We start from the raw sequence: 11,951 nt of genomic DNA, 5'->3' as shown, positions 1-11,951 counted from the left end.
ACCGGGCCGTCGCGACGCCTCTTGCTTTGCTCGACGTCAATGTGTTGCATGAACGCATGACGCGTTCTGCCGACGAACTGGTGACCGAATTCTGCAAAAAGTGGGCCGCACCCGATCCCGACGAGATCGCGGGTTACTTCACCGAAGATGCCGTCTACCACAACATCCCGATGGACCCGGTGCGGGGCCGCGACGCGATACGGGATTTCATCGCCGGGTTCGTCGCGGCATTCGACGGGATCGACTTCAACGTGCACCGGCAGGTCAGCGACGGCGCACTGGTGATGAACGAACGCACCGACGTGATGCGCCGCAAGGACGGCGGGACAATCCCGCTGCCGGTGATGGGCGTCTTCGAGGTGCAGGACGACCGGATCGTCGCGTGGCGCGACTACTTCGACATGGCGACCATCACCAGCGCGTTCTGATCCCTCTCGCCTTGACTTTGCGCCCATCGCGGGCTCTGCTCGCACTTCTCCTGCGTGAGCGCAGCATCAACTGCGACAACCTAATTCGGGCACGCGGTCTAGTCTCTTGAACATGCCCGATCGCACCGCTGGGCTTAACACCGCCGCGCAGCACGCGCACGCGTTCCTCAATAACCTGGATGAACGCCCGGTCGCGGCCCGCGCCGATGCCTCCAGTCTTCGCGAGGCGCTCGGAGGACCCGTGCCCGTGGAGGGCGAGGAGCCCGTCGCCGTCGTCGAGGCGTTGGCGATCGGCGCCGAGGACGGCCTGGTCGCCAGCGCCGGGCCGCGTTACTTCGGCTTCGTCACCGGCGGCGCCTTACCCGCGGCGTTGGCGGCGGACTGGTTGGTCTCGGCATGGGATCAGTGCGCCGCCGTCCATTCGCTGTCGCCGGCGGCCGCCGCCATCGAAGAAGTCACCGCCGCGTGGATACTCGAACTGCTCGGCTTGCCGGCGACGGCGACCGTCGGCTTTGTCACCGGCGGCCAGGCCGCCAACACCACGTGCCTTGCCGCGGCACGGCACGCGGTGCTGGCCCGCATCGGCTGGGACGTCGAAAACGACGGGCTGGTCGGTGCGCCGCCGATACGCATCCTTTGCGGTGAGTACGCGCACGACACCATCGGCACCGCCTTGCGACTGCTCGGACTCGGCGCCAATACGGCCCTGCGGATCGCCGCCGACGACCAGGGCCGGATGAGGCCCGAGGCCCTGCGCGACGCACTCGCGCAGGCGAAGGTCCCCACGATCGTTTGTGCCCAGGCCGGAAACGCGGCCACCGGCACCTTCGATGCTTTCGGGCCCATCGCCGACGCCTGCGCAACTCATAACGCGTGGTTGCACATCGACGGTGCGTTCGGCCTGTGGGCCGCCGCCGCACCGGCGACCCGGCACCTGACCCACGGCGTCGAGCGCGCTGATTCCTGGGCCGTCGATGCCCACAAATGGCTCAACGTCCCCTATGACGCGGGAATGGCAATCGTCGCCGACCCGGAGGCACACGTCGCCGCCATGAGGTTGGCGGGCCCGTACTACGTGCTCGATGCCGGCCAGCGCGACAGCACCGACTACGTGCCCGAAAGTTCACGCCGTGCCCGCGCCGTGCCGGTCTACGCCGCGATCCGATCGCTTGGTCGCGCCGGTATCGCCGACCTGATCGAACGCAACTGCGCGCAGGCCCGGCGCATGGCCGAGCGGTTGGCCGCCATCCCCGGGGCCACGGTCGTCAATGACGTCGTACTCAACCAGGTGCTGGTGCGCCTTCCGGGCGGAGATGACGCCAACCGGGCCGCGCTTGCCGCCATCCAGCGCGAGGGGACCTGCTGGCTGGGTGGCATGACCTGGCAAGGCCAGGTCGTGTTGCGGGTGCCGATCGTGAACTGGTCGACTACCGACGACGATGTCGACCGCTCGGCGGACGCCATAGCGCAAGCGGCACGGGCGACTTCAACGGGCGAATGATCACGCGCACCAGGCCTGTTGCGCGACCCGATGGAAGTTCCCGCCCAGGACGGCGTCGACGTCGGGGGCGCTCCAGCCCCGCCGGCGTAGGTGGTCGTCGAGCCCCAGGAACGTTTCGGGCGGCATCCACTGGATCGGGCCCCAGCGGGTGTAGCTCTCATCGAACAGGTGCGGGTTGCGCGCGAGCTCGTCGAGGAAATCGGCGAAGTCGAACGAGAAGTCGGTGCTGACGCCGACATGGTCGATGCCCACGAGTTCGACCGCGTATTCCAGATGCCGTGCCATCGTGTCCAGGGTGGGGGTGTTGGGCCCCAGAAAGATGCCGACACCGGTGATTCCGATGACGCCGCCGGTGGCGGCGCAGGCGCGAGCCTGATCGTCGGTGATGTTGCGTGGATGATCCCACACCGCGCGCATGCAGGAATGGCTGTAAATGACTGGGCCGCACGATACCTCGCACATGTCGAGACCGGTGCGCGCGCTGCAGTGTGATCCGTCGGGAACGATGCCCACGCGGTTCATCTCGGCAACGATGTCGCGCCCCCAGCCGGTGAGGCCGCCGTCGACCGAATCCAGGCAGCCGCTTCCGGCGCGGTTGGCATGGTTGTAGGTGGGCAGCAGCGTACGCACGCCGAGACCGGCGAACGTGGCCAGATTGTCGAGATCATCGTCGAGCGGGCCGGAGTCTTCCAGGTCGAACGCCACCGCGATCCGGCCGGCGCCGGTGATCGCATCGACGCCGTCGATGTCGTCCGCCAAGTCCATGTCCGGATGGACGACCACCGCGGCGCGGTAGTGCCGCAGGAGCGCGATCGCGTCGTCGAAGGTGTGCGGCGAATACCCGGCGTTCACCGACACAAATGCCCCACCGCCGCGCCGGTAGCGCGCCAAGGGGTCGACTTCGGCGTCCGGCTGCAGCGGCAGACAGGTGTGCTGGTCCCACAGGAGCACCGCCATACACCCCATAGTGCCAACCGTGCGCCTCGACGCGCTCCTCTGCATCGAAAGCGTCGAAGGGGCGCGACCGCCTACTTCAGATCGACCGTCTTTCCGGTGGCGGCGGCGTGGCCGGCACGGTAACCGAACACCATTGCGGGACCGATGGTTCCCCCGGCGCCGCCGTAGGCCCGCCCGGTCGCGCCGGCCATGGCATTGCCGGCGGCGAACAGGCCCGGTATCGGCTCCCCGTTGACGTGCAGGACCCGCCCGTCGGGATCGGTGCGCGGCCCGCCCTTGGTGCCCATCGCCCCGATGGACACCGGCACCGCGTAATAGGGAGCGGCGTCGATCGGGCCGAGGGTCTTCCCGGCGAGCGTGGTGGCGCTGTCGTCGCCCCAGTAGCCGTCGTACGCGCTGGAGCCGCGCCCGAACTCAGCGTCGGCGCCGGCGGCCACCTGCCGGTTCCAGTCGGCGATGGTGCGGGCCAGGCCGTCGGCGTCGATGCCGGTCTTGGCGGCCAGCTCCGCGAGATCCGCCGATTCGCAGAACCAGTCCGGGGCGGGCTGCCCGGGCGCGATGCCGAGAAATCCATAGCGCTGCAGGTGAACTGAGTCGAACACGATCCAGCCGCGGTCGTTGACGTACCCGCCGCGGGGGTCGAGGTAGTGGAACGCGCCGGCCATCGAGTTGTAGTCGCACGCCTCGTTGACGAACCGGCGCCCGGCCGCGTTGACGATGATGCTGCGCGGCCGGGTCCGCTCCAGGCGGACGCTGCGGCTGCGCTGTTTGCCCTCGATGGTGTCGCCCGGGATCTGCACGATCGGCACCCACCAGGCTTCGCCCATGTTGGCCAGGTCAGCGCCGTGCGCCATCGCCATGCGCAGCCCGTCGCCGGTGTTGTTGGGCGGCGATACCGACCCGTGCATCGGGCCACGTAAAAAGGCTTGCACCAGAGCGGGATCCCACTCGAAGCCACCGGTGCCCAGGATGACGCCGCGGCGGGCGCGCACGCCGATGGCTCCGTCCGGCAGCGCGACGCGCACCCCGGTGACCTCGCCGTGCTCGGCAACGAGCTGCTCGCCGCGCGCATTCACCCGCGGTGTCACGCCGGCATCGAGCAGTCCCTTGAGCAGGCCCGCGATCAGGGCGGTGCCGGCGACGCACAGGTGGCTGGTTCGCTCATCGATCGCCGCGTGCAGGCGGGCCCTGGTCTCCGCGTCGAAACCGACGTTGGACCAGTCGGCGGGAAACGACGTGATGCGCGTGCCCCACTCGCCCAAAGCGGTCAGGTCGAAGGGCGCGGCGCTGAGCGAGCGGCCCCCGCCCGGTTGTCCGCCGGGCAGCTCCGGCTGGTAGTCGGGGAAGCCGGTGGCGATCTCGAAGCGCAATCCGCTGTGGGCCTCGACGAAGTCGAGCATCGCGGCTCCGGTGCGCACGAACGTGTCGACCAGGGCGTCGTCCATCGAACCCAGCGACTGCGCGCGCAGATACCGCAGCGCGTCAGCCACAGTCAATTCCCCTGCGGGAGAACGGTTGTGGGCCGGAATCCAGGCGATGCCGCCCGACACCGCGGTGGTCCCCCCGACGGTCGCGGCCCTCTCGAAGACCTCCACTGAAGCCCCAGCGGCCGCCGCGGCCAGTGCGGCGGTCAGCGCGGCGGCGCCGCTACCGAGCACGACGACGTCGACTTCGTGGTCCCAGTGGTCCCCAGGCATGGACTGGTATCCCTTCGGCTCGATGGCTAGCTCAGGAGTTCGGACAACTGCTTCGCGGCGTTGACGACCGCGTCCTTGCCGCGCATCACGACGTCCTCCCGATGGGAGATGAGGTTGATGCACGTCGGGGGGGAGGGCGCTTGGCGGCGAACCCCCACCGCCAGACCGTAGGTGTTCGGCTCGATCTCCCCGTACGTCACCACCCACCCGCGCTCGCGCGTGCGCGCGACCAGCTCGCGCTCCCCGGGTCGCGGCGGCATGCTCGCGAGCAAGGCGATCCCGGCGGCGCCGCGGTCCAGCGGATACCGGCTGCCCTCGTGAAAGGACAGTTGATAAGCGACGTGGCTGGGCACGATCACCGCGATCGCCACCTGCTGGTCACCCTCGGCGACGAGCAGCGACACGGTGGTGCCGAGTTCGTCGGCCAGCGCGCGCAGCGTCGGCAGGCTCAGCAAACGCACGTTGCGATCGAACGACGCGCCGAGCACGGCAAGGCCGGCGGCTGGGCGGTAGCGCCCGTCTTCTCCCTTGGCCACCAAGCGGAATTGGGCCAACGTCGACAGCAACCGATAGGCGATGGTGCGATGCACCCCGACCTGGTCGGCCAGCTGTTGCACGGTCATCCCGCTGGGGGAGTCGGCCACCATCTGCAGCGCCGTGAGTCCCCTGGCCAGCGTCTGAGAACCCGTTCCGGAACCGGTCACAGCCTTGACATACCTGGACGCGAGCGCGAAGCTCTATATATAACGCACATTAGCGTGCGATATTAGCACATCATCGAGACAACGAAAACACCAATTTCCCCCAGCTTTTCAAGCGTCTGGAGGCCAGAGAGAAACCGTGGCGGAGTTCGAGAGCATCTGGAGCGACCTCCAGGGCGTCGCGTTTGAGCAGGGCTACCTCGAGGCGGGCGGAGTGCGCACGCGCTACCTGCGCGCCGGCGATCCGGGCAAGCCGGTCCTGGTGTTGTTGCACGGATCTGGCGGCCACGCCGAGGCCTACGTCCGAAACCTGGCCGCGCACGGGGAGCACTTCTGGACGTGGTCGATCGACATGCTCGGCCACGGCTACACCGACAAGCCCGGCCACCCGCTGGAGGTTCGCCACTACGTCGAGCACCTGATGGCCGTGTTGCGCACCATCGGCGTCGACCGCGCCTCCGTAAGCGGTGAATCGCTCGGGGGCTGGGTGGCCGCGCGCGCCGCCGTCGATCACCCCGACGTGGTCGAGCGGCTTGTCCTCAACACCGCCGGCGGCTCCCAGGCCGACCCGGTGGTGATGCAGCGGATCATCACGCTGTCCATGGCGGCAGCCGAGGACCCGACGTGGGAGACGGTGCAGGCGCGGATCAAGTGGCTGATGGCCGACAAGTCCAAGGACTACGACGACCTGGTCGCCAGCCGCCAACGGGTGTACCGCCAACCGGGCTTCGTCGCGGCGATGCGCGACATTATGGCGTTGCAGGATACCGAGATTCGCGCACGAAACCTCCTCGGCCCCGACGAGTACGGCGCCATCACCGCCCCCACTCTGGTGCTGTGGACCAGCGATGACCCGACCGCCGACGTGACCGAGGGCCGCCGCATCGCCTCGATGATCCCCGGCGCGCGGTTCGAGCTGATGCCGGGCTGCGGTCACTGGCCGCAGTACGAGGACGCCAAGACCTTCAACCGCCTGCACCTCGATTTCCTGCTGGGGCGGTGATGAACGCCGCCGGGCAGGTTGCAGAAGTCGAGGCCGTCGACGTTGTCGTCGTCGGCGCCGGCCCGGTCGGCCTGACCCTGGCCAACATCCTTGGCCTGCGAGGCGTGCGGACGCTCGTCGTCGACGAACGCGACTCGCTGATCGACTACCCGCGCGGCGTGGGCCTGGACGACGAGGCGTTGCGCACCTTCCAGTCGATCGGGCTGGTCGAGCGGATCCTGCCGCACACCGTGCCCAACCAGATCCTGCGCTTCGTCGACGCCAAGCGCCGGGTGCTCGCCGAAATGGCGCCGCCCGACGCGCGTTTCGGCTGGCCGAAGCGCAACGGCTTCGTGCAGCCGCTCGTCGATGCCGAATTGCTCTGCGGCCTCGACAGATTCGATCACGTCGAGGTGCGCTGGAACCATCCGATGATCTCGTGCGCGCAAGCCGACGACGCGGTCACCGTCGAATGCGGCACCGACGGCCACACCACCAGCGTGCGCGCGCGCTACGTCGTCGGGTGCGACGGCGGGCGCAGCATGACCCGCCGCATGATGGGGGTGTCCTTCGACGGGACGACGTCGTCGACGCGCTGGCTGGTGGTCGACATCGCCAACGATCCGCTGGGCCATCCGAACAGCGAGGTAGGCGCCGACCCGGAACGACCGTACGCGTCGATCTCGATCGCACACGGAATTCGCCGGTTCGAGTTCATGATTCACGCCGACGAGACCGACGAGCAGGCCGAGGATCCGGCGTTTTTGGAGCGGATGCTGGCGCGGATGGTTCCACGCCCCGATCGGGTCGACGTGATCCGGCGCCGGGTCTACACGCATCACTCGCGGATCGCCGGCGCGTTCCGCAGCGGGCGGCTGCTCCTGGCCGGAGACGCGGCCCATCTGATGCCGGTGTGGCAGGGGCAGGGCTACAACAGCGGCATCCGGGACGCGGCCAACCTGGGCTGGAAGCTCGCGGCGGTGGTGTCCGGCCGCGCCGACGACCGCTTGCTGGACACCTATGACATCGAGCGACGCAAGCACGCCCGGGCGATGATCGACCTCTCCACCATGGTGGGCCGGGTGATCTCCCCCACCGACCGCCGCATCGCCACCGCGCGCGACCTGCTGGTGCGGTCGGCGTCAATCGTGCCTTCCCTGAAGCGATACGTGCTGGAGATGCGGTTCAAGCCGATGCCGCGCTACGAGCAGGGCGCCGTCGTGCACGCCCTGGGCACCGGAAGCCCCGGGAATGCCGAATCACCGGTGGGGACCCTGTTCATCCAGCCGCGGGTGGACACCCGCACCGAGCGCGACGTGCTGCTGGACGATGTGCTGGGCGACTGGTTCGCGGTGCTGTGCTGGAACAACAACCCGCGCAAGATCCTCGGCGAGGAGGCGTTCGCGAACTGGAAAGCGGTGGGGGCGCGTTTTATTGCGCTGCGGCCGCTGACGCAGCTGCACTGGGCCGGCCACGATGATCCCGACGTCGTGGTGGTCGGCGACCGCGGCGGCGCCGTCAAATCGTGGTTCGACACTCACGCGGAGTCGGTGCTGTTCCTGCGGCCGGACCGGTGCATCGCGGGTGCCTGCATCGCCCAGCTCGCACCCGAGCTGAGCGCCACGGTGCTCGACACCCTCACCCTGACGCCGGGAGGGGGTGATCGTCAAAGTGTCACTGGCTCTGTGCTGTATGTCGCACAGCCCGCTGCTGAATCTTCCGGGGCCGTCGCGGGACCTGCTTGACGACATCGAGGGCGCGATCGCGCGGGCACGCGACTTCGTCGCGGACTACGACCCGGAGCTCGTCGTCATTTTCTCGCCCGACCACTACAACGGGTTCTTCTACAGGGTGATGCCACCATTCTGTATCGGCATGCGCGCCAACGGTGTTGGCGACTACGGCACCCATTCCGGACCGCTCGACGTGGCCGAGGGCCTCGCGGCCGACTGCGCGGCTGCCATCCTCGACGCCGGTGTCGACATCGCGGTGTCGGCGGGCATGGACGTCGACCACGGCACCGTGCAGCCGCTGGAGAAGCTATTCGGCGACGCCACCGCGCGCCCGGTGATCCCGATCTTCATCAACGCGATCGGAGTGCCCCTGGGCCCGTTGCGTCGCTGCCGCGCACTGGGAACCGCCGTGGGCGCCTACCTGTCCACCCTGGACAAGCGCGTGCTGCTGGTGGGATCCGGCGGTCTGTCGCACAGCCCGCCGGTTCCGGCATTGGCGACGGCGCCCCCGGCGGTGCTGGAACGGATCGTGCACGGACAGCCGATGACGCCGGAACAACGGCAGGCCCGCCAGGAAGCCGTCATCGACGCGGCCAAGAATTTCGCCGACGGCAATAGCGAACTGCAACCCCTCAACCCGGCGTGGGACCACCGGTTGCTCGAGATCGTCGACGACGGAAAGCTCGCCGACCTCGACCAGTGGTCGAACGCCTTCGTGACCTACGAAGGCGGCAGCTCGGCGCACGAGATCAGGACGTGGGTGGCGGCTTTCGCGGCGCTGCAAAGCACCGGCCCGTATCGGACGTCGCTGCGCTATTACAAGCCGGCCGCCGAGTTGATCGCCGGGTTCGCCATCCGAACGGCGGTGCCGATATGAGCGCAGGCTTCGACCACGAGGTCGACGTGCTCATCGTCGGGTCCGGCGGCGGCGGGATGTCGGCCGCGCTGACGGTGCACGCGTCCGGCCTGGACGCGTTGGTGGTGGAGAAATCGTCTCACTTCGGCGGCTCCACGGCGCTTTCCGGCGGCGGCATCTGGGTGCCTGGGGCGCCTGCGCAGCGCCGAGAGGGCTACGCCCCCTCGCCCGAAGGCGTCATCGAGTACCTCCTGAAGATCACCGAGGGCCTGGTCAGTGAGGCGCGGATTCGGCAGTACGTGGAGACCGCGCCGCAGATGCTTGAATTCCTCGAAAACCTCTCGGGCTGGCTCGAATTCGTCTGGAAGCCCGGCTATGCCGACTACTACCCGGAATTGCCGGGCGGATCCGAACTGGGCAGCACGATCAACGTGCCGCCCATCGACCTGCGCAAGCTCGGCGACGACGAGCAACAATTGCTGCAACCCCTGGCCCTTGCTCCCAAGGGAATCTGGCTGGGCCCCAAGGAGCTGCGCAGCTTCTACCGGATCAGGCAGTCGTGGGCGGGCAAAGGGGTCCTGCTGAAACTGATCTCGCGGATGGTCCGGGCCAGGGTGTTCGGCGAACGGATGGCCGCGATCGGACAGTCACTGGCTGCCCGGCTCCGGCTGGCCATGCGGGAACAGGGGATCCCGCTGTGGCTGGGCTCGCCGATGGCGGAGCTGCTCACCGACGCCGACGGGTCGGTGACCGGCGCGGTGGTGGAAAAAGACGGCGGGCCGCAGCGGATCCGCGCACGCCACGCGGTCATCCTGGCCTCCGGCGGCTTCGACCACGACCTGGCCTGGCGCAAGGAGCAGCTGCCCGTGGTCGACCAGGACTGGAGCTTCGGCAACCCGGCCGCGACGGGCGACGGCATCCGCGCGGCCGAGAAGGTCGGCGCGGCAACCGAGTTGCTCGACGAGGCATGGTGGTTTCCCGCGATCCAATGGCCCGACGGGCGCATGCAGTTCATGCTGAACGAACGGATGATGCCGGCGCAATTCATCGTCAACGGCGACGGGAAGCGCTTCATCAACGAGGCGGCGCCCTACATGGATTTCGGCCACGCAATGATCGACGGCCAGAAATCCGGGATCACCCACATCCCGTGCTGGCTGATCACCGACCACCGCTCGTGGAATCGCTATGTCGTCGCCGGTCACCTGCCGATACCGAAAATCCCAGGTGCCCCGGTCCCCACCGGACGCAAGGTTCCGCCGGCCTGGCTGGAATCGGGCGTGGTCGCCTCCGCAATGGATTGGAACGAAATGGCGGCCAAGATCGGCGTCCCCGCGCAGCAGCTCGCCGAAACCGCCCGCCGCTTCAACGAACTCGCGCACCGGGGCCACGACGACGACTTCAACCGCGGCGACAGCGTCTACGACAACTACTACGGCGACCCGACCCTGCCCAACCCCAACCTGTATCCGCTGGGCGACCCGCCCTACTACGCGTTCCGCATCGTGCTCGGCGACCTCGGCACCTCGGGGGGCCTGAGCACCGACGAACACGCCCGGGTGCTGCGGCCCGACGGCACCGTGGTGCGGGGACTGTACGCGGTGGGCAACACCGCGGCCCCGGTCATGGGCCGCAGCTACGCCGGCGCGGGGGCGACCATAGGCCCGGCCATGACGTTCGGCTTTGTCGCAGCGAAACACGTTGCAGCCCAGACCGCCAGGCAGACCCTTTAGTTCTCATAGGAGGAAACAATGAAAATCTCGCTGTTCTACGAATTCGCCCTGCCGCGGCCCTGGGCACCCGACGACGAGCACGTCATGCTGCAGGAGTGCCTCGACGAGGTCGAGGCCGCGGACAAGGCCGGCTTCTCCACCGTCTGGCTGACCGAGCACCACTTCCTCGAGGAATACTGTCATTCCACCGCGCCGGAGATCTTCTTGGCCGCGGCCAGTCAGCGGACCAAGAACATCCGGCTGGGGTTCGGCATCATGCACCTGCCGCCCGCCGTCAACCACCCCGCCCGGGTGGCCGAACGCATCGCCACCCTCGACCTGCTCTCCAACGGGCGCGTCGAGTTCGGCACCGGCGAATCCTCCTCCGTCGGTGAGCTCGGTGGATTCAACATCGACCCCGCCGACAAGCGCGCGCAGTGGGAGGAGGCCCTCGAGGTCTCGATCCGCTGCATGATCGAGGAGCCGTTCTCGGGCTTCCAGGGCCAGCACGTCCAGATGCCGGCCCGCAATGTCGTCCCCAAACCGCTGCAAAAGCCGCATCCCCCGGTCTGGGTCGCCTGCACGCGGCCGGCCAGTGTGCAGATGGCCGCCCAAAAGGCCATCGGCGCACTGAGTTTCGCCTACACCGGTCCCGGCCCGCTGACCGAGCGGGTCAACGGCTACTACAAGGAGTTCGAGGAGAACGGCGTCCCGATCACGCCGCGGATCAACCCGAACATCCTGGCCATCGGCGGCGACCTGTCGATGATGGTGGCCAAGAGCGACGACGAAGCACTCAAACGCCTCGGGCAGGGCGGGGGATTCTTCTCGTTCGGGATCATGCACTACTACATGACCGGGGTGCACACCCCCGGGCGCACCGGAGTGTGGAAGCGCTACCTCGAAGAGGTCGAAAAGGACCCCACGCTGGCCTACGGCCCCGGGCGCGGAGCGATCGGGTCCCCCGCCACCGTCCGCGAATTCCTGCGTGGCTACGAGGAGAGCGGCGTCGACGAGATCATCCTGCTGCTCAACCCGCGCAGCCACGAGGGCACCATGGAATCCATCGAGCTGATGGGCAAGGAGGTGCTGCCGGAGTTCATCGAACGCGACGCGAAGGCGGTGGCCGACAAGGCCACCCGGCTGGCGCCCGTCATCGAAAAGGTCGAGGCGCGTAGGCCGGAGTCGACCGCGCCGCAGTTCGACGAAAACTACTCGTTCGGTGGCCTGCCCACGGGCCGGGGCGGTAAGTTCACCGCCAGCGAGATACCCGAAGCCATGGCGGAAATCAACGAGGGTCGCGTCCAGGCGGCGCAGCGTCTCAAGGATCAGCAGGCACAAGAGCAAGGCAAGTGATACCGGAGACCCCCTGAACTAGGGAGAG

Annotated in this window: 9 protein-coding genes and 1 pseudogene; 7 read left to right on the top strand and 3 right to left on the bottom strand. The window is 68.2% G+C overall.

Annotated elements, in window-relative coordinates:
* The first annotated feature begins 56 nt into the window (after positions 1-56).
* Both AC5Y43_RS09755 and AC5Y43_RS09750 read left to right on the top strand, forming a co-directional pair.
* Positions 57-428 carry a nuclear transport factor 2 family protein gene (locus tag AC5Y43_RS09755; protein ID WP_499971885.1) on the top strand — a complete coding sequence of 124 codons (372 nt, stop codon included), beginning with the start codon at positions 57-59 and terminating at the stop codon, positions 426-428.
* 112 nt (positions 429-540) lie between these two features.
* Positions 541-1,929, top strand: coding sequence for a pyridoxal phosphate-dependent decarboxylase family protein (locus AC5Y43_RS09750; protein WP_499971883.1), 1,389 nt, complete (start codon positions 541-543; stop codon positions 1,927-1,929).
* Here AC5Y43_RS09750 and AC5Y43_RS09745 read toward each other — a convergent pair whose 3' ends face one another.
* The 3 genes from AC5Y43_RS09745 to AC5Y43_RS09735 form a co-directional block, all read right to left on the bottom strand.
* Complete coding sequence (locus AC5Y43_RS09745; RefSeq protein ID WP_499971881.1) at positions 1,930-2,886, bottom strand: dipeptidase; 957 nt, start codon at positions 2,884-2,886, stop codon at positions 1,930-1,932. It abuts the gene before it with no gap.
* Between the two features lie 71 nt (positions 2,887-2,957).
* Positions 2,958-4,583, bottom strand: coding sequence for an FAD-binding protein (locus tag AC5Y43_RS09740; RefSeq protein WP_499971879.1), 1,626 nt, complete (start codon positions 4,581-4,583; stop codon positions 2,958-2,960).
* Between the two features lie 26 nt (positions 4,584-4,609).
* A complete protein-coding gene (locus AC5Y43_RS09735) occupies positions 4,610-5,287 on the bottom strand; it encodes an IclR family transcriptional regulator (RefSeq protein WP_499971877.1) in 678 nt (225 codons plus the stop codon).
* Between the two features lie 136 nt (positions 5,288-5,423).
* On the opposite strand from AC5Y43_RS09735, the gene AC5Y43_RS09730 reads away from it, so the two are divergent.
* The 5 genes and pseudogenes from AC5Y43_RS09730 to AC5Y43_RS09710 all read left to right on the top strand — a co-directional run bounded on the left by AC5Y43_RS09730 (position 5,424) and on the right by AC5Y43_RS09710 (position 11,923).
* Complete coding sequence (locus AC5Y43_RS09730; protein WP_499971876.1) at positions 5,424-6,287, top strand: alpha/beta fold hydrolase; 864 nt, start codon at positions 5,424-5,426, stop codon at positions 6,285-6,287.
* Positions 6,287-8,011 carry a bifunctional 3-(3-hydroxy-phenyl)propionate/3-hydroxycinnamic acid hydroxylase gene (locus AC5Y43_RS09725; protein WP_499971874.1) on the top strand — a complete coding sequence of 575 codons (1,725 nt, stop codon included), beginning with the start codon at positions 6,287-6,289 and terminating at the stop codon, positions 8,009-8,011. Before AC5Y43_RS09730 ends, AC5Y43_RS09725 begins: the two co-directional genes overlap by 1 nt.
* On the top strand, positions 7,959-8,876 hold the full coding sequence (locus AC5Y43_RS09720) for a 3-carboxyethylcatechol 2,3-dioxygenase (protein WP_499971873.1): 918 nt from the start codon (positions 7,959-7,961) through the stop codon (positions 8,874-8,876). The genes AC5Y43_RS09725 and AC5Y43_RS09720 overlap by 53 nt, the downstream gene beginning before the upstream one ends.
* Positions 8,873-10,610, top strand: a pseudogene (locus tag AC5Y43_RS09715) (FAD-binding protein). The gene AC5Y43_RS09720 and the pseudogene AC5Y43_RS09715 overlap by 4 nt, the downstream one beginning before the upstream one ends.
* Positions 10,607-11,923, top strand: coding sequence for an LLM class flavin-dependent oxidoreductase (locus tag AC5Y43_RS09710; protein ID WP_499971871.1), 1,317 nt, complete (start codon positions 10,607-10,609; stop codon positions 11,921-11,923). Before AC5Y43_RS09715 ends, AC5Y43_RS09710 begins: the two are co-directional and overlap by 4 nt.
* Positions 11,924-11,951: the final 28 nt, after the last annotated feature.

The organism is Mycobacterium sp. NGS57 (genome assembly GCF_059812405.1).
Note: the sequence above shows the minus strand (reverse complement) of the source record. Positions and strands in the feature narration are given on the sequence as shown.